Annotated in this window: 22 protein-coding genes; 16 read left to right on the top strand and 6 right to left on the bottom strand. The window is 67.2% G+C overall.

Going from position 1 to position 26,313, the window contains the following annotated elements; all coding sequences use genetic code 11:
- The first annotated feature begins 27 nt into the window (after positions 1-27).
- The 4 genes from HQ354_RS04530 to HQ354_RS04515 are packed head-to-tail and all read left to right on the top strand — an operon-like array spanning position 28 to position 3,191.
- Positions 28-1,092 (top strand): DNA-directed RNA polymerase subunit alpha, encoded by a 1,065-nt coding sequence (locus tag HQ354_RS04530; RefSeq protein WP_114331908.1) that lies wholly within the window; start codon positions 28-30, stop codon positions 1,090-1,092.
- 36 nt (positions 1,093-1,128) lie between these two features.
- Positions 1,129-1,704 carry a 50S ribosomal protein L17 gene (gene rplQ, locus HQ354_RS04525; protein WP_068432253.1) on the top strand — a complete coding sequence of 192 codons (576 nt, stop codon included), beginning with the start codon at positions 1,129-1,131 and terminating at the stop codon, positions 1,702-1,704.
- A 5-nt stretch (positions 1,705-1,709) separates the two neighbouring features.
- Positions 1,710-2,600 carry a tRNA pseudouridine(38-40) synthase TruA gene (truA, locus tag HQ354_RS04520; RefSeq protein WP_068432250.1) on the top strand — a complete coding sequence of 297 codons (891 nt, stop codon included), beginning with the start codon at positions 1,710-1,712 and terminating at the stop codon, positions 2,598-2,600.
- A 24-nt stretch (positions 2,601-2,624) separates the two neighbouring features.
- Positions 2,625-3,191 carry an NADPH-dependent FMN reductase gene (locus HQ354_RS04515; RefSeq protein WP_114331923.1) on the top strand — a complete coding sequence of 189 codons (567 nt, stop codon included), beginning with the start codon at positions 2,625-2,627 and terminating at the stop codon, positions 3,189-3,191.
- On the opposite strand, the gene eccE is transcribed toward HQ354_RS04515, so the two are convergent.
- Positions 3,179-4,858 carry a type VII secretion protein EccE gene (gene eccE, locus HQ354_RS04510; protein WP_261768484.1) on the bottom strand — a complete coding sequence of 560 codons (1,680 nt, stop codon included), beginning with the start codon at positions 4,856-4,858 and terminating at the stop codon, positions 3,179-3,181. The two genes, HQ354_RS04515 and eccE, sit on opposite strands and share 13 nt — an antisense overlap.
- 130 nt (positions 4,859-4,988) lie before the next feature.
- Here eccE and eccB point away from each other — a divergent pair, with 130 nt between their 5' ends.
- Positions 4,989-6,437 (top strand): type VII secretion protein EccB, encoded by a 1,449-nt coding sequence (gene eccB, locus HQ354_RS04505; RefSeq protein ID WP_222634253.1) that lies wholly within the window; start codon positions 4,989-4,991, stop codon positions 6,435-6,437.
- Here eccB and mycP read toward each other — a convergent pair.
- The 3 genes from mycP to HQ354_RS04490 all read right to left on the bottom strand — a co-directional run bounded on the left by mycP (position 6,379) and on the right by HQ354_RS04490 (position 10,344).
- Complete coding sequence (gene mycP, locus HQ354_RS04500) at positions 6,379-7,830, bottom strand: type VII secretion-associated serine protease mycosin (protein ID WP_308115127.1); 1,452 nt, start codon at positions 7,828-7,830, stop codon at positions 6,379-6,381. The genes eccB and mycP overlap by 59 nt on opposite strands.
- On the bottom strand, positions 7,827-9,266 hold the full coding sequence (gene eccD / locus HQ354_RS04495; RefSeq protein WP_222634251.1) for a type VII secretion integral membrane protein EccD: 1,440 nt from the start codon (positions 9,264-9,266) through the stop codon (positions 7,827-7,829). Before eccD ends, mycP begins: the two co-directional genes overlap by 4 nt.
- Before the next feature lie 88 nt (positions 9,267-9,354).
- Positions 9,355-10,344, bottom strand: a complete 990-nt coding sequence (locus tag HQ354_RS04490) for an LLM class flavin-dependent oxidoreductase (protein ID WP_222634250.1) — start codon at positions 10,342-10,344, stop codon at positions 9,355-9,357.
- A gap of 212 nt (positions 10,345-10,556) precedes the next feature.
- On the opposite strand from HQ354_RS04490, the gene eccCa reads away from it, so the two are divergent.
- From eccCa to glmM, 8 genes are all read left to right on the top strand, one after another.
- Complete coding sequence (eccCa, locus tag HQ354_RS04485; protein WP_222634249.1) at positions 10,557-14,555, top strand: type VII secretion protein EccCa; 3,999 nt, start codon at positions 10,557-10,559, stop codon at positions 14,553-14,555.
- Positions 14,552-16,072: a type VII secretion-associated protein gene (locus tag HQ354_RS25855; RefSeq protein ID WP_068432230.1), complete on the top strand. Its 1,521-nt coding sequence runs from the start codon at positions 14,552-14,554 to the stop codon at positions 16,070-16,072. The genes eccCa and HQ354_RS25855 overlap by 4 nt, the downstream gene beginning before the upstream one ends.
- Positions 16,073-16,220: 148 nt before the next feature.
- Positions 16,221-16,529, top strand: a complete 309-nt coding sequence (locus tag HQ354_RS04475) for a WXG100 family type VII secretion target (RefSeq protein WP_068432228.1) — start codon at positions 16,221-16,223, stop codon at positions 16,527-16,529.
- 45 nt (positions 16,530-16,574) lie between these two features.
- Positions 16,575-16,865 (top strand): WXG100 family type VII secretion target, encoded by a 291-nt coding sequence (locus tag HQ354_RS04470; protein ID WP_068432225.1) that lies wholly within the window; start codon positions 16,575-16,577, stop codon positions 16,863-16,865.
- Between the two features lie 74 nt (positions 16,866-16,939).
- The gene (locus tag HQ354_RS04465; protein ID WP_068432477.1) at positions 16,940-17,287 is read left to right on the top strand and encodes a TraR/DksA C4-type zinc finger protein; all 348 of its coding nucleotides are present in this window, start codon (positions 16,940-16,942) and stop codon (positions 17,285-17,287) included.
- A 189-nt stretch (positions 17,288-17,476) separates the two neighbouring features.
- Positions 17,477-17,920, top strand: a complete 444-nt coding sequence (gene rplM, locus HQ354_RS04460) for a 50S ribosomal protein L13 (protein WP_068432222.1) — start codon at positions 17,477-17,479, stop codon at positions 17,918-17,920.
- Complete coding sequence (gene rpsI, locus HQ354_RS04455) at positions 17,917-18,465, top strand: 30S ribosomal protein S9 (protein ID WP_084424115.1); 549 nt, start codon at positions 17,917-17,919, stop codon at positions 18,463-18,465. Before rplM ends, rpsI begins: the two co-directional genes overlap by 4 nt.
- 114 nt (positions 18,466-18,579) lie before the next feature.
- The gene (glmM, locus tag HQ354_RS04450) at positions 18,580-19,914 is read left to right on the top strand and encodes a phosphoglucosamine mutase (protein WP_068432219.1); all 1,335 of its coding nucleotides are present in this window, start codon (positions 18,580-18,582) and stop codon (positions 19,912-19,914) included.
- A 9-nt stretch (positions 19,915-19,923) separates the two neighbouring features.
- Here the strand turns inward: glmM and HQ354_RS04445 are convergent, their stop codons facing one another.
- Entirely contained in the window at positions 19,924-20,964 is a 1,041-nt protein-coding gene (locus HQ354_RS04445; RefSeq protein WP_068432216.1) for an LLM class F420-dependent oxidoreductase, read from the bottom strand.
- A gap of 144 nt (positions 20,965-21,108) precedes the next feature.
- On the opposite strand from HQ354_RS04445, the gene HQ354_RS04440 reads away from it, so the two are divergent.
- Both HQ354_RS04440 and HQ354_RS04435 read left to right on the top strand, forming a co-directional pair.
- Complete coding sequence (locus HQ354_RS04440) at positions 21,109-21,402, top strand: hypothetical protein (RefSeq protein WP_068432212.1); 294 nt, start codon at positions 21,109-21,111, stop codon at positions 21,400-21,402.
- Positions 21,399-23,159 (top strand): hypothetical protein, encoded by a 1,761-nt coding sequence (locus HQ354_RS04435; protein WP_068432210.1) that lies wholly within the window; start codon positions 21,399-21,401, stop codon positions 23,157-23,159. The genes HQ354_RS04440 and HQ354_RS04435 overlap by 4 nt, the downstream gene beginning before the upstream one ends.
- Before the next feature lie 230 nt (positions 23,160-23,389).
- Here the strand turns inward: HQ354_RS04435 and HQ354_RS04430 are convergent, their stop codons facing one another.
- On the bottom strand, positions 23,390-24,244 hold the full coding sequence (locus HQ354_RS04430; RefSeq protein ID WP_068432204.1) for a dienelactone hydrolase family protein: 855 nt from the start codon (positions 24,242-24,244) through the stop codon (positions 23,390-23,392).
- A gap of 122 nt (positions 24,245-24,366) precedes the next feature.
- On the opposite strand from HQ354_RS04430, the gene glmS reads away from it, so the two are divergent.
- Positions 24,367-26,229: a glutamine--fructose-6-phosphate transaminase (isomerizing) gene (gene glmS, locus HQ354_RS04425; protein ID WP_068432202.1), complete on the top strand. Its 1,863-nt coding sequence runs from the start codon at positions 24,367-24,369 to the stop codon at positions 26,227-26,229.
- Positions 26,230-26,313 lie beyond the last annotated feature (84 nt).

Genomic DNA, 26,313 nt, shown 5'->3' with positions numbered 1-26,313 from the left:
CGGACGTCCGTACAGGAGGAAGAAACAATGCTCATTTCACAGCGCCCGACGTTGACCGAAGAGGTCATCGCCGACAACCGCTCGAAGTTCGTCATCGAGCCGCTCGAGCCTGGCTTCGGTTACACCCTCGGCAACTCGCTCCGCCGTACCCTGCTGTCGTCGATCCCCGGCGCTGCTGTCACCAGCATCCGTATCGACGGCGTTCTCCACGAGTTCACCACCGTTCCCGGAGTCAAGGAAGACGTCACCGACATCATCCTGAACCTCAAGGGACTCGTCGTGAGCTCCGAAGAGGACGAGCCGGTCACCATGTACGTCCGCAAGCAGGGCCCCGGCGCTGTTACCGCAGGCGACATCGTTCCCCCGGCCGGCGTCACGGTGAACAACCCGGATCTGCACATCGCGACCCTGAACGACAAGGGCAAGCTGGAGATCGAGCTCGTCGTCGAGCGCGGTCGCGGCTACGTCCCTGCCGTTCAGAACAAGGCGTCCGGCGCAGAGATCGGCCGTATCCCGGTCGACTCGATCTACTCGCCGGTCCTCAAGGTCACCTACAAGGTGGAGGCCACCCGCGTCGAACAGCGCACCGACTTCGATCGGCTCGTTCTCGACGTGGAGACCAAGAACTCCATCACCGCGCGGGACGCGCTCGCTTCGGCGGGCAAGACCCTGGTTGAGCTCTTCGGCCTTGCCCGTGAGCTGAACGTCGAAGCAGAAGGAATCGAGATCGGACCCTCGCCCGCCGAGGCCGATCACATCGCTTCCTTCGGACTCCCCATCGAGGATCTGGACCTGACGGTCCGTTCCTACAACTGCCTCAAGCGCGAGGGTGTTCACACCGTCGGCGAGTTGGTTGGTCGTACCGAGTCCGATCTGCTGGACATCCGTAACTTCGGACAGAAGTCCATCGACGAGGTCAAGGTCAAGCTGCATTCGCTGGGCCTCTCCCTCAAGGACAGCCCCGCGTCCTTCGATCCGACCACCGTGCCCGGATACGACGCCACCACGGGAACGTGGAGCGACACCGACGCCGGTTCCTTCTCGGACACCGAGGGAACCGAGCAGGACTACGCCGAGACAGAACAGCTGTAATCAGCTCTCGCGGGAGCTCTTACTAGGAGATTCATCATGCCCAAGCCCACCAAGGGCCGCCGTCTCGGCGGGTCGGCGTCGCACCAGAAGGCCATCCTGGCCAACCTGGCGACGGCACTCTTCGAGCACGGACGCATCACCACGACCGAGTCGAAGGCCAAGCGCCTTCGTCCCCACGCCGAGAAGCTGGTGACCCACGCCAAGAAGGGTGACCTGGCGCATCGTCGCGAGGTCCTCAAGGTCATCAACAACAAAGATGTCGTGCACAAGCTCTTCGCCGAGATCGGTCCGTTCTTCGCCGATCGCGACGGTGGCTACACGCGCATCATCAAGACCGTCCCCCGCAAGGGCGACAACTCGCCGATGGCCATCATCGAGCTCGTCAACGAGCAGACGGTGTCCAACGAAGCCGATCGCGCTCGCCGCGTGAAGGCGTCGCAGGCTGCACCGGCCGCTGCCGAGGCACCCGCCGAGGAGAACGTCGTCGAGGCTGTCGAAGCCGACGCGACCGACGCCCAGGTCGAGAACGCCGACGCAGTCGTCGACGGCATCGAGGACAAGGACGCTCACGCAGCGGACGCGTCCGAGGCAGAAGACGCCAAGAAGGACTAGTCCTCTTGGTTTCGGAGCAAGACCGAAGCGGACCCGTCGTTCCCACAGGGGACGGCGGGTCCGCTTTTTCGGTTCCCCACAGGTATCGGCTCGACGTCTCCTACGACGGCACCGACTTCTCGGGCTGGGCACGTCAACCTGGAATCCGCACGGTGTGCGGCGTTCTCGAAGAAGCCTTCTCGACCGTGCTGCGCCAGACGATCGAGCTGACCGTCGCGGGTCGCACCGACGCCGGCGTGCATGCGAGCGGGCAGGTTGCCCACTTCGACTCCACCGCCGTCATCGACGAGCCTGATCGTCTCGTACGACGGATGGCCAGATTCCTGCCGACGGACGTTCGTGTGACCGCAGTGACCGCTGTGTCCTCCGACTTCGACGCCCGCTTCTCGGCTCTGCGACGCCACTACGAATACCGTTTCAGCACAGCGCGATACGGCGTCGATCCGCTGGACGTGCGCGGCGTCGTGTCCTGGCCGCGCGACATCGATCTCGACGCCGTGCGCGACGCGTCGTCCCGCCTGCTCGGCTTGCACGACTTCGCCGCGTTCTGCAAGCGTCGCGACGGCGCGACGACCGTGCGTGAACTGCAACGGTTCGACTGGGAACGCGTCGGAGACCGGGTGACCGCCTACGTGAGCGCCGACGCCTTCTGCTGGTCGATGGTCCGAAGCCTGGTCGGTGCGATGCAGGCGGTCGGAGAGGGCCGTCGGACACCGGAATGGACGGCTGGATTGCTGGAGACGCGCGACCGTTCGAGTGCGGTGACCGTGGCGCCCGCGCACGGATTGTCGCTCGTGCGTGTGGATTACCCTGCGGCCGCGGACCTGGCGGCACGGAACGTGGCGACGCGCGAGGTTCGCGGGGACATACCGCCGAGCGTGACAGGGTGCTGCTGACAGCGGCCTAAGCTGATGGGTGTGGTGACGAACGAGGATCCGGTGAAGTTGGCGGTCATCGTGGCCAGTGTCCGGCCCGAACGGGTGGGTCCGGTGGTTGCGGACTGGTTCCTCGGTCGCGTCGCCGAAACGCCCGGATTCGCTGCCACGACACTGGATCTGCGCGACTTCGACCTACCGGTCGATCTGCGTTCATCGGCGGCAGGTGAGAAATTCGCCGCAGCGATCGATGCTGCCGATGCGTTCGTGGTGGTGACGCCCGAATACAATCATGGCTACCCGGCATCTCTGAAGACTGCCCTGGACAGCGTCAAGTATGAGTGGCGTGGCAAGCCGATCGGTTTCGTGTCCTACGGCGGGATGGCCGGAGGACTGCGGGCCACCGAACAGTTGCGACAGGTCGTGGCCGAACTGCACATGGTGTCGGTGCGGACGAGTGTCGGATTTCATCGGGTCAAGAAGGCGTTCGACGCGCACGGCCGTACGACGGACGCGGTGGCGTTGGATGCGTCGGCGACCATGCTCGAGCAAGTGCGTTGGTGGGCAACGGCGGCGAGGGCGATACGCGTCGAGCATCCTTATCCGGGCTGATCCACCGGGGTCGGTCGGACGGTGCGCGGTCGGCCGATGAACGCGGTTTCCTGCGAGATCGTGACCAGGATCAGTTCGGTTTCGGAGGTACCGGTCCGCACGAACAGTCGGTCGCCTGCCGCGCCTGGTTGCACGATGCTCAGGTCGGGGTCGGGCATCGGTGTGCGCGGGAGGTGTTCGGTGAGGATTATCGTCGTCGCCCCGTCGGAACGTCGGCCGCTGGGGAACACGGCATCGGCGTGATCGTGCAGTACGACGTCGAAACGTGTGTCGGTGCGAAGCGTCCCACTCTCGACGTGCAGGCGATCGGGCGACGCCACCGAGTCGATCAACGGCGCCCACGCGTTCGCCCGATCCGTTCGGATGAGGACTCGTGCGCCGGTGGCGACCGCGCGAAAGACCAACTGCTGTGCCAGATACAGCTCTCCGGCGATCAGAACCGTCGCGAGATCGGGTCCGTGCAGACGCATCGCCAACCCGTGTCCCGACGCGTCCGAACCCAACAGCTGACCGCATCCGCTGATGGGAATGCGCAACGTCGCGATCCGGGCGACGGCCATTTCTCGGACGGGTTCCGCGTGACCGGGCGCGGCGATTCCGAGCGGTAACGACGTCGACAACGCTTCGCGATGACGGCCGTTCATGGGCACGACACCCGGGATTCTCGGCGCGGGTCGAGTCCCTCGCGACAGGAAGCGGCATTCGCCGTCGACACGCACCAGGCCGGGCGACGATCCAGGTGTCAGTCGAAGTGCGACGGTCGTGCCGAGCGAGGGAGTTGCCCAGACGTCGGCCAGAACTGCCGAGTCGACACGGCGACAGTCGAATCCGAATCCTGTGTTCGAGACGCCGGGAAGTGGTGCACTCGACCAGTTCTCGGTCAGTTCGTCGGCGTGGACGCCGCGCAGGAGCGTCGACGCGAGGGTCGTGATGTCGGTACCGGTCAGCGTCCGCGAGGCGGTCCCGCCGGCGGCGAGTGCACGTGCGACGCGTTCTGTGGCGATTCCGACCGTCCGCGCGACCCCCGTTCGACCTCCACCGCGCGCGTCGATCGCACGTCGATTCGACGCGATGTCCAGCGATACGGCCACCCAGACGCGTCGCGATGCAACTGCGGGAAGCGGGCCGATGAGGTGCTCGTACACGTCGGCGGCAGGTGATCCCGACGCAGTCCGCGTCCCGTGCGCCACGACGTCGATGCCGCTGAGTGAGATGTCGTGTTGCCGTAGACATTCGGCGAGGGCGGCGAGGTCGACGAAGGATTCGGTGTGGGCCTCGGATCGTCCGAGCCTTGTGACAGCGCCGCGGGGCGGGAGCAACTCCAGCACCGACGTCACCCGTCCGGCGTGCCAGTGCACACCGAAGGATCGGCCGTCGGCCTCGGTGCGGTCGGTGACGACCCCGAGTTCCGGGGTGCGTCCCGTCGCGTACCGCCCGACGGTCCACAGCCAGTCGAACACGCCGCGACCGGCCACCGCGACGAACGGGAGGACGGCGACGACGGCAGCACCCGAGATCACGACGGTGAGCGACGTGCCGAGGCTGACAGCTCCGAGCGCGGCGAACGCCAGAACCGATTCGGTCCACACCACGCGGGCAAGCCCTGGCATCCGAAGTGCGATCACCTGGTCGACCGACGCCGTGCGTCGACGTGGAGACGTGGACATCACAGATCGAATCCTCCCCCCGAAGGCTCAGCTGACGAGAAGGGCATCGCCCACTCGTTCCTGGGACTGTACTGTGTCGGCCGAGGAACGGCTCGGGGGGTCGGGTCGGACACGGCGCAGGGGAGGGCTCGTGGCGGCGACGCCGACAACGAAATGGCAGGTGGGCGGATACCGCTTTCTGGTCCGACGGATGGAACACGCGCTGGTCCGCCGAGATGTTCGTATGTTGCACGATCCGATGCGGTCTCAGTCCCGGGCACTGTCGGTCGGATTGGTCATCGCCTGCATCGGTCTCGCGGGATGCGCGGCCTTGGCGTTGCTTCGTCCGCAGGACAAGATCGGCGACGCGTCCGTCGTGGTGGCGAAGGATTCGGGCGCTATGTTCGTGCGAGTCGACGACGTGTTCCATCCGGTGCTGAATCTGGCGTCGGCGCGACTGGTCGTCGGGCGCCCCGAGACGCCGACGATCGTGAAGGAATCCGAACTCGCTGGTAGACCCCGTGGTTCGCTCGTCGGTATTCCGGGTGCGCCGTCGGCGCTGCCGCAGGACGACGCGGCCGCGGGTGCGTGGACGGTGTGTGACACGCTCGGCGCTACCGGAAGCGTCTCGGAAACGACGGTCGTGGTCGGGGACCCGGTGTACGGCAACGACATCGAGCCTCTACGAGACGATGAGGCCCTTCTGTGGTCGACGCTCGACGGCACGTACCTCGTGTACGGCGGCGGCCGCGCCCGCATCGATCTCGGAGACCGAGCCGTGGTTCGCGCGCTGGGACTGGACGACGCTGTCGCGTCGCCGGTCAGTCCGGGTGTGGCCGATGCGGTTCCGGTCGTTCCCGCGATCACGCCACCGTTCATTCCTCGTGCAGGGGAGTTGCCCCACTATCCGATGGCAGGCAAGACGATCGGGTCCGTCGTCAAGGTCACCGGGGTGAATGTCGCCTACTATGTGGTGCTGGAGAACGGAATTCAGGCGATCTCGGAGGCGACAGCGCAGCTGATCGTGTTCGCCGATTCTCAAGGCAACCAGCAGATCGACGCAGTCCTGCCGGACGTGCTGTTCGACGCCCCGACTGTGACCGACCTTGCCGTCCAGACCTTTCCGGCCGCAGCGCCCACTCTCGTCGATACCTCGTCCGCGCCGGTCGGGTGCGTGACGTGGCGTCCCCTGACCGCCGCCGACGGCGGGCCCACGGCACGTATCGTCACGTCGTCCGGTAGTGCGTTGCCGCTCGACGCTCGGGCCGCGCCGGTCCGACTCGCTCAGGCGGACGGCGGCGGACCCGCAGCCGACGCCGTCTTTCTGACTCCTGGTAGCGGGCGGTTCGTGCGAACGACGGGAATCGGCGCGAACAGCACACGCCAGGACTCGTCGTTCTTCGTGGCCGACACCGGTGTCAGATTCGGGGTGCCGGATGCGGAGTCCGCGAAGGCTCTCGGTCTCGACGAACCGGTCCCGGCACCGTGGCAGATGGTCGAACTTCTCGGACCCGGGCCGACGTTGAGTCGCGCGGCAGCTCTCACGGCCCACGACGGCGTCGATCCGCCGCCGAACGCCGCTGCGTTGCCGTCGAATTGACGGGCCCTCGCTGTGCCCGGAGGGGGACCGCGACACCGAGGCCGAGCGCGAGCAGCACGCCCACGGCAGCGGTTCCCCACAGCGCCGCGGATCGCGGACGTGGATCGGGTGGGACGGGTACGACCGGTGCGGGAACGGGCACCGGCGCGGCCGCCGAGATAGCGGGCATTCCGTCGACCTGTCCCGTGACAGCCGCAACAGGATCGACGACGCCGTTGCCCACCAACGGGTTCCACCCCTCGGCCGGCTGATGGGCAGTCGCCTCGATACGTTCGATCACCTGTGCGGCCGAAAGATCGGGTCGATGTGCGCGGACGAGGGCGGCAGTGGCGGCGACCAAGGGAGCCGCGAAGCTGGTGCCCTGGATCGGACGCGCGTTCCCCTGGTTGTCGACGGTGCCGTCGGTCAGACCGTTTCCGCTCGGTGACAGCGACGTCATACCGGTGCCCGGTGCCGCGACGTCGACCCACGGTCCGGCCAGTGTGAAGCCCGAAGGGTATCCGTCGGGGTCGACCGAGCCGACGGTGAGCACCTGATCGTCGAACCATGCCGGTGTCGCGATCGTCGCCGTTCGATTCCATTGATCCGCATAGGGATCTGTGGGGTCGGGCAGCGGATTCTGTGCGCTGCACTGTCCCTCGCCGCCGCCCCCGATGTTGCCTGCCGCCGCCACGATCACGACGTTCTTGATCCGTGCCGCATAGTCGATCGCGGCGCCCAGCGGACCGTCGGCAATACCGCCCGAGGCCGGTACGCAGGCGACTTCCGAGATGTTGATGACCGTCGCACCGAGGTCTGCTGCGGTTCGCACCGCTCGTGCCATCGTCATCACGTTGCCGTACCCGGCAGCATTCTCCACCGGCGACTGCTCTTCCTCCTCCGGCGTTCGCTCCTTCTGAAAGGCATTGCTGGACTGCCGTATCGAGACGATCTGGGCGTCGGGCGCCCCGCCGGCGAATCCGCTGCCCGGGACGGTCTGCGCGGCGATGAGGCCGGCGACGAGGGTGCCGTGAGCGTCGCAGTCGGACAGGCCGTCACCGGTGTGGACGTAATCGCCTCCAGGACGCAGACCGGGCAGTCTGGGGTGCGGTGTGACGCCGGTGTCGATGACGGCCACCAGTTGTCCGGCGCCACGGGTGATCGGCCAGACTGCACCGAAATCGAGGGCGCGCTGCGCGTCGGGAACTGCGGGACCGTCGGCGACCGACGTGACCGGGACGCAGGCGTTGCGTTGCTCGGTCGGATCCGGCGGCATCGGCGGTGCGGGCTCAGGTAGTAGCGACGCGTCGACGACGGGTCTCTCGGCGCCCGAGACGCCGACACCGGGACCCGCTGCAGTCAGGACCACGACGGCGCCGAGCAGGCATCCGACGCGGAGAAGCTGCGTCGTCACAGCGCGCGCATGGCCGAGTACAGCCCGCACACCCAGCATGCGACCGGCACGATTCCGGCGATCGCCGCGTACTCGATCAGCTCGGCGGTGCGGCGCAGGACGGGTGAGTACTCGCGCGTCGGGACGATCGAGCCGAACACCAGCGCGACGACCGCGATGGCGGTCGAAGCCGACAAGGTGACCAACGACGACGACGGTAGTCGCACGATGGCGGCGCAGAGCAAACCGAGGGCGATGGTTGCCCCGGCCGCGACGAGCGGCACCGCCTGATTCAGTTCCGCGAAGGTGCGACCGCGTAGGACGAGTACCAACGCCGTCAGCAGCGCCAAAGTGATTCCCGGCCAATAGGTGTCGGATCCGCCTGCGACTGCGGCGACGAGGACTCCGACTGCGGTTGTCGCGGCGCCCGCGCACACGAGCCCCGTCAGGTAGCTGCGCGCGTCGGCGGCTGCGGTGTCCAGGTTGTCGTACGAGGGAGAGTCGTCCTCGTCGTGTGCGTCGAGCGGAGCGCCCGCGGTGGGTACCGGCGGAAGCGGGATCCGAGCCTGCATCATCGACAGACGTGGAGCGAACGTCAGACCGGCCAGGGCGAGAACGCCGGTACCGCCTCCGACGGTAGTGACGGGTAGCTCGGTGAACTCCGTCACCGCGGCCGCCGCTGCGGCAGCACACGACGCCACCGCTGTGCCCGTGAACAGCGCCGAGCCCTGCCCACCGAGGCGGAGCGCGAGAATTGCGACGACTCCGACTGCGGAGGCGCTCAGCAGTAGGTGTGGAGCGCCGAGGGGCAACGGTACGAACAGGATGCCTGCAGTCCCGGCCAGCAACGCCGAACACGCCGACACGAACACGCCCGTGCGTGAATCCGGTCCGATCCGGCTCCAGACCGAGCCCGCCACGAGAAAGACGAACGCAGTGGTCGCGGCGGCGAACGCGCCGGCCGCTGTGTCCGAGGTGCTTTCGCGGAGCGCGTCCGAGACCACGCCTACGCATCCGAGCAGCAGTGCGACGGCACTCACCGCGAATCCGACGGTCCGTGCCGTGCGCGGTGTCCAGAGCGACCCGGGGTCCGTGCCCGTCGTCGCGACCGCATACATCAAATCGTCGAAGAGCGGTGCGGGAGCGGGAGATTCGGCGTCACAGAGAACGAGAAGCTCGCCGTCGCGGACGCCGGACTCGTGGAGAGTGCGCGTGCCGGGTAGCGGCGGACTGCCCACGCGCCCGAGCACCAACGGCGTCTGCCGAGCGGCCGCGGGAGCGTCCGCCTGCCCACCGAGCAGGTCCACGATGCCCGGAAGAAGCAGCGCGAGCGGCACATCCGTCGGCAACGCCATGTCCACCTGCGTCGAGTCCGCGACGACGGTGAGTCTGCACAGATCCATCGCCGCGTGCGTCGCGCCGTCACCGTCGACGGACCGCGCGAGATCCCCCGTCATCCAATCCCCCCGGAATGGTCGTCGTGCCGACACCGGCGTGCCTGGCAGCGTCAGACTCTACGACATCGGTCCGACAACGGGGAGGGTGTCAGACGGACGCAAGATTGCTGACGTCGGCCAGCAGTTCGTAGGACCGAAGCCACGACTCGCGCTCGACGACCCCGGACGCCACGATGAGTTCGTCGGCGTCGGCGTGCTTGGCGAACTTCTCCAGGTAGTCCTTGACGACGTCGGGCGTGCCGACTGCGGAGTACTTGGTCATCTGCATGATCTGCCTGCCCTGGGGCGCGTCGAGGAGCATGTCGGCTTCCTCGTCGGTGAAGGTGCGTCCGCGTCCCAGCAGCAAACTGACGCGGCTGCGCTTGGTGGCGAGGAACTGCCGTTGAGCGTCGTCGTTCGTGTCGGCCGCGATGACGTTGACGCCCGCGATGACGTACGGCGCGTCGAGCTGCTCGGACGGTCGGAACTCACGACGGTAGATCTCGACGGCCTGCTCGAGCGCGTCGGGAGCGAAGTGCGACGCGAATGCGTACGGCAGGCCGAGGAGCGCCGCGAGCTGTGCGCCGAACAGGGACGATCCGAGCATGTACAACGGCACGTGCGTACCCGCACCCGGCGTCGCGCGGACGCCTGCGACGCGAGACTCGTCGGACAGGTAGCCCTGGAGTTCCTGCACGTCCTGGGGGAATCTATCGGCCGATGCGGGATCACGACGCATTGCGCGCATCGTCACCTGGTCGCTGCCGGGTGCGCGGCCGAGTCCGAGGTCGATGCGGCCTGGGTGCAGCGTCGCAAGAGTTCCGAACTGTTCGGCGATGGTCAACGGTGCGTGATTGGGGAGCATGATGCCTCCCGAGCCGAGCCGAATTCGACTGGTGTTCGCGGCGACGTGTCCGATCAGGACGCTGGTGGCGGACGAGGCGATCGAGCTCATGTTGTGGTGCTCGGCGTACCAGATTCGACGGTAACCCCAGTCCTCGGCGCGTTGCGCGAGCGTGACACTCGCGTCGAAGCTGTCCTTGACGCTCTCGCCGGTTCCGATGTGGGCCAGGTCGAGGATGGAGAGTGGTACTGACATCGGGTGACGCCAACCTTTCGTTCGCTGCGGTACTCGTCGTCTCCGATTCTCAACCTCTGTGTACGTGCAACTATTCCGAGCTCGTCTCTCGCGGAGAACGTGCCCATGGGCTAGTCTGTCGCGGAAACAGACCGCTCGCCTGGGAACGGGCAGTCTGCGGTAACGGGGGATACCGAACGGTGGGGGGCGTCGTTCAGCGTGAGTAGTAGTACGTGAGCACGATTCGTTTCGTGCGCGGGCAGCGTCGGCCGGTTCCGCGCACGCCTGGCGGCGAAGTGACGCTGCAGGCGCCGCCGGAGATTCCGCGCGTCGTCCCGGGCAACCTGATGACCAAGCTGATGCCGGTCGTCATGGTCGCCGCCATGGTCGGGATGGTCGCGTTGATGTTCACCTCCGGCATGGCGGCGAACCCGATGATGTTGATGTTCCCGGCGATGATGCTGGTGTCGATGCTCGGAATGGTCGCCGGTGGCGGCCGCGGGAGCGGTGCACGAACGGCGGAGGCGAACGAGGACCGCAAGGACTACCTGCGCTATCTCGACGGGCTGCGGCGCGACGTCGCCGCGACCGCGGAAAGCCAACGCGCAGCACTGGAGTGGTCGCATCCGTCTCCGGACGTCCTGTGGACCTACTCGGGAACCGCTCGCATGTGGGAGCGACGCACGTCGGACCCGGATTTCTGCCACGTGCGCCTCGGCACCGGCGACCAACGGCTCGCGACGCGCCTCGTCCCACCCGAGACGGGCCCGGTGGAGGAGTTGGAACCGGTGTCGGCGGTGTCGCTGCGGAGATTCGTGAGGGCGCACTCGGTGGTATCGACGCTGCCGACGGCCGTGTCGCTGCGCGGGTTCGCGGCCATCTCGGTAGCCGGTGACCGGGATGCCGGGCGCGCTTTGGTGCGCGCGATGCTCGCGTCGCTCTGTACTTTACACGATCCCGACCAGGTACGCCTCGCCGTCGTCTGCGGGCCGGACACCGTGACGTACTGGGATTGGACCAAGTGGCTGCCGCACGCCCAACACGACAGTGCGCGCGACGACGTCGGAACCGCGAGAACGATCTACGGATCGTTCCTGGAGCTCGAATCGTCTCTCGCGGAGCATCTTTCGTTGCGTACGCGCTTCGCGCGCGGTTCCGCGCCGTCACCCGGGGTGCCTCAGCTCGTGATCGTCGTCGACGGCGGGTTGCTCGACAATTCCGGTACCGACGTCGTCCGCACCGGACTCGATGCCGTCACCGTCGTCGACCTGTCCGACTTCGCCTCGGGTCTCGCAGCCGGTCGAGGGCTGCGGTTGGTGACCGAGAACGGGACGATCGGGGCGGTCAGCGGCAACCGCATCGACCTCTTCGGTGCGGTGGACGGACTGAGCGTCGCCCAGGCCGAGACCGTTGCCCGACGCCTCTCGCCCTACCGCACCGCGGCCGCGCACGCGGCTACCGACGACGGGTCGGACGACACGGGATCGATGTCGGAGTGGCATCGGTTGTTGGGCATCCCCGACGTCGGTGTGCTCGACACCGACCGCACGTGGGTTCCGCGCCGCGGTCGTGACCGGTTGCGGGTTCCGATCGGCGTCGCACCCGATGGCAGCCCCGTCGAGATCGACCTGAAGGAGTCCGCCGAGAACGGCATGGGTCCGCACGGATTGTGCATCGGTGCAACAGGATCGGGGAAATCGGAGTTTCTGCGCACACTGGTGCTCGGCATGGTCGCCCGACACGGCCCGGATCAGCTCAACGTGGTGCTCGTCGACTTCAAGGGTGGTGCGACGTTCGCCGGGTTGGAGGACGCGCCGCACGTAGCCGCGGTGATCACCAATCTCGCGGACGATCTGGCGCTCGTCGACCGGATGCGCGACGCGATCGCCGGTGAGATGAACCGGCGTCAGGAATTGCTGCGGGACGCAGGCAATTACGCGAACGTGTCGGACTACGAGAGAGCCCGTGCGGCGGGCGCGCCGCTCGCGCCGCTGCCTGCGTTGTTCATCGTCGTCGACGAGTTCTCCGAATTGATCGGCCAGCAGCCGGAATTCGCCGAACTGTTCGTCGCTGTCGGGCGTCTCGGGCGATCGCTGCACATGCATCTGTTGCTGGCGAGTCAGCGGCTCGAAGAGGGCAAACTGCGAGGTCTCGACAGCCATCTGTCGTACCGGATCGGGTTGAAGACGTTCTCCGCCAACGAGTCTCGTTCGGTACTCGGTGTTCCCGACGCCTACCACCTGCCTGCGCAGCCCGGCGTCGGCTATCTGAAGTGCGATTCCTCGGAGATCGTGCGTTTCGCGGCGGCGTACGTGTCGGGGCCCTACGTCCGACCGCGGGGTGCCGAACGAGCTGCAGGGCGGGCAGCGATCGACATCCGACCGCGCGTGTTCGGCGCATTCCCGGTTCGGCTCCGGAACGAGGAGGTGGTGTCAGTACGGCCGGCCGCCACTTCTGCTGCCGTGCAGACGCCCGAGCCGGCGGCGAATGGACGGACGGTGCTCGACGTCGTCGTGGATCGGATACGCGGTAGAGGATCGGCTGCGCACGAGGTGTGGTTACCACCGCTCGACCTCCCACCGACCCTCGATCGGTTGATACCCGACTCGGTGCTGACGGGCCCGGCCCCGGCGTCCGCGTCGCTCCGGGTGCCGATCGGCATCGTCGACCGTCCGTACGACCAGCGCCGCGACCTTCTGACGGTCGACTTGTCCGCGGCACAGGGACACATGGCCGTCGTCGGCGGCCCGCAGTCGGGCAAATCGACGGTTCTTCGAACGCTGATCCTGTCGCTCGCTCTGACGCACACGCCCGAGCAGGTGCAGTTCTACTGCCTCGACTTCGGCGGCGGCACACTCGGAGCTCTGCAGGCTCTTCCGCACGTCGGTTCGGTTGCGGGCAGGACGGACGTCGACCGTGTCAGACGCACCGTGGCCGAGGTGACCGCGGTGATCGCTCGTCGCGAAAATCATTTCCGTTCAGCGGGAATCGATTCGATGGTCGACTTCCGTCGACGACGCGCCGGGGGTCCGGTCGATACCGACGACGGGTTCGGCGATGTGTTCCTGGTGGTCGACGGGTGGGCGAGCATCAGGTCCGATTTCGAATCGCTCGAACCTGACCTTGCGGCGTTGACGGCACAGGGGCTGTCGTACGGTGTGCACCTTGTTCTCAGTGCCTCTCGATGGGCCGAGGTGCGCCCCGCGACGAAGGATCTGGTCGGTACTCGGATCGAGTTGAAACTCGGTGACGCATCGGACTCCGAGTTCGGGCGTGCCAAGGCTGCTCGTGTCCCCGAGAACCGTCCCGGGCGTGGAATCACGAAGGACGGTTTGCACCTGTTGACCGCGCTGCCAAGGATCGACGACACATCGGCGACGGTCGATCTCGGTGCCGGTGTCCAGGCCGCGGTCACGGCGGTAGCGCGTGTCTTCACCGGCATGTCGGCGCCCGGTGTTCGCATGTTGCCCGAGAACCTCTCGCGCGCTGCGCTTCTCGACATGCTGACTGGACGCTGGCCGAGACAGGGGGGTGGTCGTCCCGAGATCACCGTTCCGATCGGCGTCGACGAGGCCGAGTTGAAGCCTGTCGCAGTCGATTTCGGGGAGCAACCGCACTTTCTCATGTTCGGTGACACCGAGTGCGGCAAGACTGCTCTGCTCCGCTCGATGTGTGCATCGCTCGTCGAAGCGAACACATCGGCACAGGTCAAGGTCATTCTCGTCGACTATCGGCGCACGATGCTCGGCACCGTGACCGGTGATCACCTCGCCGGATACGCTGCGTCGCACTCGGTTCTTACGACGATGATGGGAGAGTTGGCCGTCAAGCTGGCTGCCCGCATGCCCGGTCCTGACGTGACGCAGCGTGAACTGCGTGAACGGTCGTGGTGGACCGGGCCCGAGATCTTCGTGGTCGTCGACGACTACGACCTGGTGGCGACGCCGTCGGGAAATCCGTTGTCGGTAATCGTCGAATACCTTCCGCACGCGCGAGACATCGGCTTCCATCTCGTCGTGGCGAGACGGTCCGGGGGAGCGTCGAGGTCGCTGTACGACCAGGTGGTGTCGCGGTTGCGTGACCTCGTCTCGGCCGGTCTCGTCATGAGTGGAAGCCGTGACGAGGGCGCTCTGATCGGGTCGGTCAAGCCGACTCCGCTGCCCCCGGGACGTGGAACGCTCGTCGATCGCCGTGGGCAGTCGTTGGTCCAGCTGGCCTGGATACCCGAGTGAGGGGCGAACGGAGTTACGCCGCAGTGCATCTCGGCGACGGTGTGATGTCGGTGCTCCACGCGCGCGGTGACGAGGTGATCGAGACCCGTCATACGACGTCGGCAGTGGTGCGCGACGGGGTTCTGTCGTTCCCTGTCGATCTCGACGACCCGGACACCGTGTGTCACCTGTCGCGCACGATCGACGACCCCGTGACGATCGTCGGGGTCACACCCGTCGCGACCGCGGAGGTCCTGGCAGGCACGCTGAAGGCCGCCTTGCACAGCGCAGGTGCGTCGGACGGCGTCGACGTGCTGGAGATATCGTGTCCGGCGACGTGGGGCCACCACCGGCGGCGGACGGTTCGGCTCGCCGCTCAGCCCGTCGCTCGCGAGGTGCTGCTCGTCGACACCGCCGTCGCGGCCGTGCACAGCGTGGGAGAGCGGGCGCCCGAATTCGCGGTCGTCGTCGAGATGGCGCTTCTCGACTCCGCGGTGAGTGCAGTGACTCTCGACGCCGACGGGTCGGCGACCGTTTCCGGAGACTGGATCACCACCGGGGCGCTGGATCTCGTGGCCGACGGCTCGGGCTGGCGACGGGTCGAGGAGCGCGTCGCCGCCGCCATCGCCTCCCGGCCGAGCCGAGATCCGGTGCACGTCTTCGTCGTCGATTCCGCTGGGGCGCAGCCGAATCCGCTCTCCGTTACGGTGCCTCACGTTCTCCGTCGACTCGACGGCAGTGACGTCGTGCGTGCCATGGCGGGTCGAGCGGGTATCTCCCCTGAGGGGCGAGTGCCGGAAATCGAGGTAGCGGACTACATCTCGGACATTCCGTTGCCGGTGCGGTCGGCTGCCTGGTTGAGTGAAGTGACGGCGGAGTCGGACGAGGTTCGTCGACGCGGTGGTGCGATTCCGGCTACGTTGATCGCGGTCGCCGTGGTGATTCTCGTCGCGTTCGTCGTCGTTCTGATGCGCGGCGCGCCTGCACCGACCCAACCCGCTGCGGCTCGACATCTCTCGACGCCTCGTCCACCGCCGACGACGTCGGTCGTGGGCTCGACGGCGGTCCGAGCACCGCCTGTCGTTCCGGCGACGACCTCGCCGTCCCCACCTGCGGTAACCGGCTTCGAGGTAGGGCGTGTCCGGCTCGAACTTCCGTCGACGTGGTCGGCGCGCGAGGAACCCGACCGGCTGGTGTTGGTCCCCGACGACCTGCCTGACCGGCGGATCGTGGTGGCGACCACCCCGTTGACACCCGGTGCGACGTTCGACGACGTCGCCGACGACCTGTTCGCCGAGGCCGATCGGAGAGGGGGTGACACGTCTCTCGGAAACCTCACGCGTGCAACGGATGTCGGTGGGCGAGTGGCCCTGTCGTACACCGAGTCGCCGGACGACGAGTCGATCGTGAGGTGGCGCGTCTTCGTCGAGGACGATCTTCAGATCGCCATCGGTTGCCAGTCGACGCTCGGGGAGGAGGCCGTCCTCGAGGACGACTGCGCACGGGCCACCACGTCGTTGACGGTTCGACCGAACTGAGTCCGAGAACAAGTGAGAGATGGCGGAACCGATCACGTGCGTCGGTGCGTCCAAGCAGATGTAGGACATACCGGCAGCTTCGTCCCGCACGTCCATCGCTGCGGCGGACCCACCGCGAGAACCCATCATCGAAGAATCAGGAGTTGACATGGCAGATGCAAATATCGACACCATGCTCGCCGTCGCCGCGAAGGTCGACGGGCTGCGAGATCAGATCGCGGGGCAGTTGAGAGCGCTTCGGGGCGATGTCGACCTGGCCGCGTCGGGAATCTGGAAGGGTGCGGCGTCGACGACGTTCGCCCAGGTCATGACCAACTGGGATGCCAGCGCCTTCAAGCTGGAGAACGCTCTGGCCGGTATCAGCCAGGCCATCAAGACTTCCGGTGTCGAGTACGACCAGTCCGAGCAGGACAACGTCTCGTCGATCAACTCGGTCGCCGGCACCCTCAATCTCTGACCGTCACCCCATCCACGCACCGAACCGAGAAAGAGGAACCGACACATGGACGGCGAAATCAGATACAACTTCGGCTCGATCGCCGATCTGGCAAGCGGCATGACGGTCAAGTGGCAGTCTTTGAACGAGAAACTCGACGAGATCAAGTCCTCGATCCAGCCGCTCGTCGCCACGTGGCAGGGCGCCGACGCCGATGCGTACCAGGTCCGCCAGGGCGAGTGGAACGCCGCTCAAGCCGAACTCAACACGGTCCTGCAGAGCCTCATCGGCGCCGTCTCCGCGGGCAACCAGAAGATGATCGAGCAGGAAGCGATCAACCGGGCTCGCTTCGCCTGATCGGCGACACCTGCACGGGCCGGGCCGACGTCATGACGATGTCGGGCCCGGCCTTCGTGGTGTTCACTGGTGTCATGGACCCCGACGTCGCCCGGCATCGCATCGACGAGGTGCGTGCCGCCACTGCCGCGCGCCTGGTTTCTCTGCGTGAGCAGTTCGCCGCGATCGTCGCAGGGTCGGAATTCAGCACTGCCGACGACGAGCACGACCCCGAAGGCTCCACCATCGCCTTCGAGCGCGCGAAGATCTCAGGCCTCGCGCGCGACGCCGAAGACGAATTGCGCGAGCTCGACGCAGCCGCCGCGAGGCTCGACGCCGGAACCTACGGTCGCTGCGAACGGTGTGGCTCGGCGATCTCGGACGCCCGGTTGGAGGCGTTGGTGACGGCTCGTCGCTGCATCGACTGCACCGGCCGTCGCTGACTCGGGGGTCGACGCCGAAGAGGCGTTTTGACCTGGGCCGGCCGAAGCCGGTATCGTCCTTCGTTGGCGTGTACGGGCTCGCCGCATGCATTCGTGCGCGGACGAGCTCTCGATCTCGGGTCTCAACTGGCCGCCGAGCTCATCAACACGCCGTGGCCAGCAGCGACATCATGAAGACAGGACTCTTACGTGTCTACATACAGCCCGAAGGCCGGGGACACCACCCGGGCGTGGCATGTGATCGACGCGACGGACGTCGTGCTGGGACGCCTTGCCGTCCAGGCCGCGACTCTGCTTCGCGGCAAGCACAAGCCGACGTACGCACCCAACGTCGACGGTGGCGACTTCGTCGTCATCATCAACGCCGAGAAGGTTGCCATCAGCGGTAACAAGCTCGACGACAAGTTCCACCACCACCACTCCGGCCACCCGGGCGGTCTGAAGTCGCGCTCGACGCGTCAGGTGTTGGAGAACAACCCCGATCGTCTCGTGGAGAAGGCCGTCAAGGGCATGATCCCGAAGAACAAGCTCGGTAATGCCATCGCGAGCAAGCTGAAGGTGTACGCGGGACCGAACCACCCGCACGCAGCGCAGCAGCCCGTTCCGTTCGAGATCAAGCAGGTGTCCCAGTGACGGCGCCGGAGGGAAATGACGTGACGTCGCAGGAAAACCCGGCAGAGGTCGAGGTCAACGAGGCCGAGATCGCTGCGGACGAGTTCGTGTCCGTGGAAGAGCCCGAGGTCACCGCCGAGATCGAAGCCGCTGCTGCAGCGCCTGCTCCGATCGTGTTCGACCGCCCGGTTCAGACCGTCGGTCGTCGTAAGGAAGCTGTCGCTCGTGTCCGGTTCGCGCCGGGTGCCGGTGGCTTCACGCTGAACGGCCGCAGCCTCGAGGACTACTTCCCGAACAAGGTCCACCAGCAGCTCATCAAGGCTCCGCTGGTTCTCGTCGACCGCACCGAGTCGTTCGACATCATCGCTCTGCTGCACGGTGGCGGCCCGTCGGGACAGGCAGGCGCACTGCGTCTGGCCATCTCGCGTGCACTCATCGAGGTCACCCCGGAGGATCGCCCCGCTCTCAAGAGCGCAGGCTTCCTGACGCGTGACGCGCGTGCCGTCGAGCGCAAGAAGTACGGCCTGAAGAAGGCCCGCAAGGCGTCGCAGTACTCCAAGCGCTGACGCGTCTTACAGTTCCACCTGCGAGGGCAGGCGCCCGGCAACGACCGGATGCCTGCCCTCGTGGCTTTTCACCGATGGATCACTTTCGTTTTGCGGCAAGGGGGACGGGTGCGTATGACTCGACTGTTCGGTACCGATGGCGTTCGAGGGTTGGCCAACGCGTTGCTGACTCCGGAGTTGGCGGTGAAGGTCGCCCGGGCAGCGGCCACGGTGTTGGCGCCACGCAACGGGTCGCGTCCGGTCGCGGTCGTGGGCCGCGATCCCCGTGCGAGCGGCGAGATGCTGTCCGCCGCCGTGATCGCCGGTCTGACCGCGTCGGGTGTGGACGTCGTCGACGTCGGCGTGCTCCCGACGCCCGCAGTGGCGTGCCTGACGGCCTCGTACGACGCGGCCCTCGGCGTCATGATCTCGGCGTCGCACAACCCGATGCCCGACAACGGCATCAAGATCTTCGCCTCCGGCGGACACAAGCTCGAGGACGACGTCGAGAACCGCATCGAGTCGCTCATCACGGGTGACGGCGAGTTGCCCGCACCGACCGGTGCCGCGATCGGCCGCGTTCGCGTCGACGCCGATGCAGGCGAGAAGTACGTCGAGCATCTGCGCACCGCTGTGGGCCACGACCTCGCCGGACTGACCGTCGTCGTCGACTGCGCGAACGGCGCCGCATCGTCGGTTGCTCCTGCGGTGTACTCGGCAGCGGGCGCGACGGTCGTCGCCATCCATGCCGATCCCGACGGTCTCAACATCAACGACGAGTGCGGATCCACCCACCTCGAGGATCTGCAGAACGCCGTCGTGAAGCACGGAGCCGACATCGGAATCGGCCACGACGGCGACGCAGACCGCTGCCTGGCCGTCGACGCGTCGGGTGCCGTCGTCGACGGCGACGCGATCATGGCGGTGCTGGCGATCGCGATGAAGGAGTCCGGCGAGCTCGCCGAGAACACGCTCGTCGCCACGGTCATGAGCAACCTCGGACTGCACATCGCGATGCGTCAGGCCGGGATCGCCCTGCGCACCGCCGCGGTCGGTGACCGCTACGTTCTCGAAGAGCTGCGCGCGGGAAACTTCTCGCTCGGCGGCGAGCAGAGCGGGCACGTCGTGATTCCAGCGCTCGGCACCACCGGCGACGGCATTCTGACCGCGCTGCGGTTGATGGCACGGATGGCGCAGACCGGACGCACGCTGGCCGATCTGGCGTCGGTGATGCAGACCTTGCCGCAGGTGTTGATCAACGTGAAGGTGTCCGACAAGGCCGCCGTCGCGTCGTCGAAGATCGTCGTCGACGGCGTCGCCGAGGTGGAACGGCAGCTGGGGGACAACGGTCGGGTGCTGTTGCGTCCCAGCGGAACCGAGCAGCTGGTGCGTGTGATGGTCGAAGCCTCCGAGCCCGACCTGGCCCGCCGGCTCGCGCAGGATCTCGCGGACCGGGTCGGGCAGGTCTGAGCCGGAGGGTCAGTCGGTCAGCTCGCGGAGCGCAGTCAGCTGCGCGACGCGGCCCGCGGTGTTCTCCGCGAGCGGCGCGACGTTGAGGGTCGTCACGCCTGCTTCGGCGAACGCCGCGACGCGCTCCTTCACGAAGCTCTCGGGACCGATGAGGTTGACCGCGCGCGCGAGTTCGTCCGGCACCGCCGCGGCGGCCTCTTCCTTCTTGCCTGCCAGGTAAAGATCCTGGATCGTCTCGGCTTCGGCCTCGTACCCGTAGCGCTGCGCGAGGTCGTTGTAGAAGTTCTTGCCCTTCGCGCCCATGCCGCCGATGTACAGCGCGAGGTGCGGCTTGACCCACGGCAGGTACTTGTCGGCGTCCTCACCGATGGCGAGCGTCGGGCTGGCGAAGATCTGCAGGTCACCGAGTGACTCGTCCCGCTTGGCTCGACCGGCTGCCAGCGCGTCTCCCCAGACCTGATCGGCTTTCTCGGGGAAGTAGAAGATCGGCTGCCACCCTTCGGCGATCTCGGCAGTCAGCTCGACGTTCTTCGGCCCCAGCGCTGCAATGACCACCGGAATGCGTTCGCGCACAGGGTGATTGATGAGCTTGAGTGGTTTGCCGAGGCCGGTGCCCTTCTCGGCGGGCAGCGGAATCTGATAGTGCTTGCCTTGGTGCTCGACCTTCTCCCGACGCCACACTTGGCGGCAGATCTCGACGACCTCGCGCGTGCGAGCGATCGGGGCGTCGTACTTGACGCCGTGGAATCCCTCGACCACCTGGGGTCCGGAGGCTCCGAGGCCGAGCACGAAACGGCCGTCCGAGACGTAGTCGAGGCCTGCTGCCGTCATGGCAGTCAGCGACGGCGTCCGTGTGTAGATCTGAAAGATGCCCGACGCGATCTTGATCGTCGACGTCTTCGCCGCCAGGAAGCCCAGCTGGCTCACGGCGTCGAACGAGTAGGCCTCGGGGACGAAGATGATGTCCAGCCCGGCCTTCTCGAGTTCTGCAACCTCGGCGACGGTTTCGGTGAAACCGCCCGAGTAATTGAGCATCGTTCCGATGTGCATGGGACTCCTCGCAGGTGTGAGCGTTATCTGTGACCCGAGTTTCTCTTGTCGGACGTTAGCCGACTGGGTGGAACCTGTGTCACCGGGGATGCGTCCAACCTCACAGAGACGGTGAGCGAGAGGGTGGGTCCAGTGGGGCACGGCATGGAACTCGATGTGGACGCGGTGACCGAGGTGGCGACCACGGTCGAGGGCACGGCGCGGTCGGTGTCGGCTCTGGCGGACTCGGTATCCGGATTCGCCTTCGGCCGCGCGGCGGCGGGACGCGGCTACGGTGATGTGGCCGTCCGCATCGTCGCGGGGTACGAGCAGGTCGCGTCGGCGTTTCGTCGATGGGGTGAGGCGCTGGACGAGAACGCCGGACGGCTACGGGTGAGCGTCGACGCGTATCGCGCCGCGGATGTCGAGAGTGCGGCATCGATCGGCGCACCGCGGTGAGTTCGCCCGTGCAGGGCATGTCGGTCGACCACCTTCTCGACGCAGGCGCGCACGGTCTGCAGTACTTCGAGCGGAACCTGCCCGTGCTCGAGATGCTCGGCCAGGAGACCGACTGGACCTACCCGGAGTTGTGCGCTCGCTACGACCAGCAGCGAGGGCTGGACCTCACGAGGCTGCGGGCCGATGCAGATGCGCTCGGTCGGATGGTCGTGGAGGCCCGGCGCCACGTCGACGAGTCGGAACGCCTCGCATCGGCACTCGGGCAGTCGTGGATCGGTGAGGGCGGCGTCGCTGCGGTCGAGGATGCCCGCCAGGATGCGCGCAACGCCGCCGATCGCGTCGACGCGGCGGGGCAGTTGTCGGTGGCGATGCATGACGCTGCCGACGTGATCGCCGCAAGCGTTCGCGACAAGGCGGACACGTGCGGACGGATCGACGACGCGCAGATCGACGGAGTTCCCGCGTCGGCCGTGGCCGCGATCGTGAAGTACGGGACGACGACGATCGGATCAGGCGCGAACATCGGCATCGTCGCCAACCTGGACGTGCCGATGCTGACGCGGTGGCTCCCGGCGGTCGCCGACTACGTCGGCGAGCGGGACCGACTCGACGACGCCGCACTTCGGCAGGTGCAGGAACTGTGCCGCGACTGGCTGGGGTCCGTGTTCGCGACCTGTGTGATCGAGACGTGTGCCGCGTTCGTCGACCTCTGCGCGGGCACGGACACCGCGGTGCGCGACGCGTTGGCGGTCGTCGCGCAGGCCGCCGAGGCGGTGGACGCATCGGCTTTCCCCACGGCACCGGATGCGCAGTTCGCGCCCGTGCGGCCTGCATCGGTGGAGCCTGCTCCGTCGTGCGGGAACAAAAGTGCTGTGCAGCAGCATGATTCGGCGCCCACGTCCACGCCCGCTGCGACGCTGCCGTCTCCGGAGTCCAAGCCTTCGCCATCCGGTTCGCAGATGCCCGACGTCCGTGCGCTCGAATCCCCGTCGCTCGAACGGATTCCGAGTCTCGCCGAGTTCGCTGCGGTGGTCGAGGCCGCCGTCGCGACGGTCGCCGACGACATCGGCGAACAGATACGAGCTGCATTGGACGACTTCCGGCAGCAACACGAGCATGCCGCACCGTCGGAGTACGCGGCTCCACTCGACGACGACCGGCAGTCCGGCGATGCACCGCCCGCCGTCGAACGACCGGAGACATCACCCGAATCCGCCGATGATGAACCGTCGCAACATGATTCACTTCTCGAACCGAACCCGCAGCCGGGCCCTCCGCCGCCTCCTGGGCTGCCCGGTGACGGCACCGAACGCGGGCACCTCGAAGCCGAGCTCGACGGCTACCACGCCCGTGTCGCGTTGGCGCACGACGGCACGTTGTCCTTGAATCTCGGCACACCCGACGGTGGGAGCAGGCGGTTCGAGTTGCGGATCGGTCCGATGGGTCTGCCCGTCGTCGTCGAAATGTTCGACGAGGACGTCGCGCCGGAGGTGACTCCACCCGTACCGGAAACGGCACCTGGTCAGCAGCCGCCCGCGCCGGTCGTCGACCGGACACCCGTCGCACCCCAGCCGAGCCCGCTGCCGGATGCGGCGCCGGCGCCGTATCTCGAGCCGGACTCCGAGCCCGCGCCAGCGGTCGCGCACTGCCCTCCGGAGCCTGCCGAGCCGGAGCCGGTTCCGGCTGAATCGATCACAGGATCACCACCACCCGACAGCTCATCGGGCGCACGACTCGTCGAGGCAGGTCCGCTGTGAACGAATGGCAGGCGAAACTCGACGTCGTTCGCGAAGCCCATCGACACGCGGTGGGCAGAGCGTCGACACGGCTGGAGAACGCGTCGAGACGATCGCCGCCGGACAAGCCGCCGTCTATCGAACCGGCCTACGAATCGGAGCCATCGTTCCTGCTCCCGGCGAACCTGGATACCCGCCGGGTCGCTCCCCGGCCCGCGGCCGACGAACCGTCGACAGGCTGGTTGGTCTGATCAGCGACCGATGAGGGCGCGTGCAGCCGACAGGGGACTGGGCTTGGGCTGCTCTTCGATGGGCGCGTGCGGGTCGATGACGCGGCTGCCCTTCAGTTCCACGCTTCCCGCCAACTCCTCGTACTTCTTCTCGCCTGCGATGTGGAAGAGGAGGAACGCGGTCAGGAGCGAACGCACGCTCTTGACCGTCGACTTCTCGGTGCCGCCGACGCCGATGGGCGCGAGAAGTCGCCTGCCTTCGACGATGCCGTCGGACGACGCCTTGTCGATCCGGCGCAGCACGGACGGTCCGCCCCAGGCGCCCGCGAGCGCGAGAGTGTTGTCGTCGAGCGAGTCGGTGAAGGCGGCGTCGCCCAGCACGAGACCGGGAACGGTCAGTCCGGCAGCGGCTTCTTCCGCACTGGGGGTGCTCGGTGCCGGGAAGAGCGAGGCGACGGCCTTGACGTCCGATCGTGCTGCAGCCGCGAGGACGGCGACGCTGGCACCCATGCCGTGTCCGGCGACGGCCAACTTCTCCGGGTGCACGCTGATGTCTCCGGTGCCCAAGCGCACCCCGGTCATGATGTCGAGGACGGTGCCGAGGTCGGCTGCCAGCCCGCGGTGCGACGGCATCGGGCCGCGCTCGGTGTCCGGTGCCGCGGCGACGATGCCCCAGGACGCGAGGTGTTTCAACGTGTCCGAGTAGCGAGCTGCACCGAGCATCCAGCCGTGGCCGAACGCGACGGCAGGGAGGTTGTAGCCCTCGGCGGGGGTGTAGACGACACCGGGTTGTCCGGCGAGCGCGAGATCACCGCGGAGCACCTTGTGCGGGCCGCGCTTGGTCAACTGTGCTGCGAGCTTGCTGGATGTCGCCACGGAAGTAGACGCTATCGGATAGCCGGAAGTGTGGGGGTGAGCGCCGCCGACGAGTGGCGAGAAAGTGACCCACGACGAACGGATTCGGGTTGACGGTTCCGGCGCGGGTAGCCTGAACCACCATGTGCGGAATCGTGGGATACGTCGGCCATCGCCCCGCTCTCGGGGTCGTTGTCGAGGCGCTTCGGCGTATGGAATACCGGGGGTACGACTCCGCAGGCATTGCGATCCTCGACGGTCAGGGCAACACCGCCATCGAGCGCAAGGCGGGCCGACTCGCCAATCTGGAGGCCGAGCTCGACGAGGTCGGAACCGAGAAGTTCGTCGGGACGACGGGTATGGGCCACACTCGGTGGGCGACGCACGGTCGTCCTACCGATCGCAACGCCCACCCGCACCGGGACGTCTCCGGCTCGGTGGCGGTCGTCCACAACGGCATCATCGAGAACTTCGGTCCGCTGCGGGCCGAACTCGAAGCCGAGGGCGTCGAGTTCAAGAGCGACACCGACACCGAGGTGGCCGTTCACCTCGTGTCGCTGGCGTACGCGAGCGGTCCGACGGCCGGTGACTTCGTCGCGAGCGCCAAGGCGGTGCTGCGCCGACTCGAAGGCGCGTTCACGCTGGTGTTCACGCATTCCGATCACGCGGACACGATCGTCGCGGCACGTCGTTCGACGCCGCTGGTCGTCGGCGTCGGTGACGGCGAGACGTTCATCGGATCGGATGTCGCGGCGTTCATCGAGCACACGCGCGACGCGGTCGAGCTCGGGCAGGACCAGGTCGTCGTCATCACTTCGGACGGCTACGAGATCTCCGATTTCGACGGCAACGAGGCGTCGGGACGCCCGTTCCACATCGATTGGGACCTCGCGGCCGCGGAGAAGGGCGGCTACGACTACTTCATGCTGAAGGAGATCCAGGAGCAGCCCGCTGCGGTCGGCGACACACTGCTCGGCCACTTCGAGGACCGGCGCATCGTGCTCGACGAGCAGCGGTTGTCGGAACAGGAGCTCCGCGACGTGGACAAGGTCTTCGTCGTCGCGTGCGGCAGCTCGTACCACTCGGGCCTGCTCGCCAAGTACGCGATCGAACACTGGACGCGTCTTCCCGTCGAGGTCGAACTGGCCAGCGAGTTCCGCTACCGCGACCCGGTTCTGGACCGGTCGACTCTGGTCGTCGCGATCTCGCAGTCGGGTGAGACCGCGGACACTCTCGAAGCCGTCCGGCACGCGAAGGAACAGAACGCGCGCGTCCTCGCGGTCTGCAACACCAACGGCTCGCAGATTCCGCGTGAGGCCGACGCCGTCGTCTACACGCGGACCGGTCCGGAGATCGGCGTCGCGTCGACCAAGGCGTTCCTCGCCCAGGTGACCGCGAACTACGTCGTCGGACTCGCGTTGGCGCAGGCCCGCGGCACGAAGTACCCCGACGAGGTGGCTCGCGAGTACGCCGACCTCGAGGCGATGCCGAAGCTGGTGCAACGGGTGCTCGACACCGTCGAGCCGATCCGCGCTCTGGCCCGCGAGCTGGCACACACGTCGACCATCCTGTTCCTGGGACGGCACGTCGGGTACCCGGTCGCGTTGGAGGGCGCCTTGAAGCTCAAGGAACTCGCGTACATGCACGCGGAGGGATTCGCCGCAGGCGAGCTCAAGCACGGTCCGATCGCGCTGATCGAGGACGGCGTCCCGGTCATCGTCGTGATGCCGTCGCCCAAGGGCCGCGCGGTGTTGCATTCGAAGCTGCTGTCGAACATCCGCGAGGTCCAGGCACGTGGCGCTCTGACCATCGTCATCGCGGAGGAAGGCGACGAGGCCGTGCGTCCGTTCGCCGACCACCTCATCGAGATCCCGGCGGCACCCACGCTGCTGCAGCCGTTGCTGTCGACCGTTCCGTTGCAGGCGTTCGCCGCCGAGGTGGCGCAGGCACGCGGGTACGACGTCGACAAGCCGCGCAACCTGGCGAAATCCGTCACCGTCGAGTGATGCGCCTGCGGCGCCGGTGCGCGGATGGTCGGACTCTGGGCCGACTATCCGCGCACGGGTGGCGCAGCCGCCCGAAAGGACGAC

This window comes from Rhodococcus sp. BP-261, from assembly GCF_019835205.1.
GTDB lineage: Bacteria > Actinomycetota > Actinomycetes > Mycobacteriales > Mycobacteriaceae > Rhodococcoides > Rhodococcoides kyotonensis_B.
Note: the sequence above shows the minus strand (reverse complement) of the source record. Positions and strands in the feature narration are given on the sequence as shown.

Excerpts from the sequence above, each read along its gene's own strand:
- HQ354_RS04530 (WP_114331908.1), top strand. The coding sequence starts at position 28 with ATGCTCATTTCACAGCGCCCGACGTTGACCGAAGAGGTCATCGCCGAC.
- rplQ (WP_068432253.1), top strand. The coding sequence starts at position 1,129 with ATGCCCAAGCCCACCAAGGGCCGCCGTCTCGGCGGGTCGGCGTCGCAC.
- eccE (WP_261768484.1), bottom strand. The coding sequence starts at position 4,858 with ATGTCCACGTCTCCACGTCGACGCACGGCGTCGGTCGACCAGGTGATC.
- eccD (WP_222634251.1), bottom strand. The coding sequence starts at position 9,266 with ATGACGGGGGATCTCGCGCGGTCCGTCGACGGTGACGGCGCGACGCAC.
- HQ354_RS04490 (WP_222634250.1), bottom strand. The coding sequence starts at position 10,344 with ATGTCAGTACCACTCTCCATCCTCGACCTGGCCCACATCGGAACCGGC.
- HQ354_RS04475 (WP_068432228.1), top strand. The coding sequence starts at position 16,221 with ATGGCAGATGCAAATATCGACACCATGCTCGCCGTCGCCGCGAAGGTC.
- HQ354_RS04470 (WP_068432225.1), top strand. The coding sequence starts at position 16,575 with ATGGACGGCGAAATCAGATACAACTTCGGCTCGATCGCCGATCTGGCA.
- HQ354_RS04465 (WP_068432477.1), top strand. The coding sequence starts at position 16,940 with ATGGACCCCGACGTCGCCCGGCATCGCATCGACGAGGTGCGTGCCGCC.
- glmM (WP_068432219.1), top strand. The coding sequence starts at position 18,580 with ATGACTCGACTGTTCGGTACCGATGGCGTTCGAGGGTTGGCCAACGCG.
- HQ354_RS04445 (WP_068432216.1), bottom strand. The coding sequence starts at position 20,964 with ATGCACATCGGAACGATGCTCAATTACTCGGGCGGTTTCACCGAAACC.
- HQ354_RS04440 (WP_068432212.1), top strand. The coding sequence starts at position 21,109 with ATGGAACTCGATGTGGACGCGGTGACCGAGGTGGCGACCACGGTCGAG.
- glmS (WP_068432202.1), top strand. The coding sequence starts at position 24,367 with ATGTGCGGAATCGTGGGATACGTCGGCCATCGCCCCGCTCTCGGGGTC.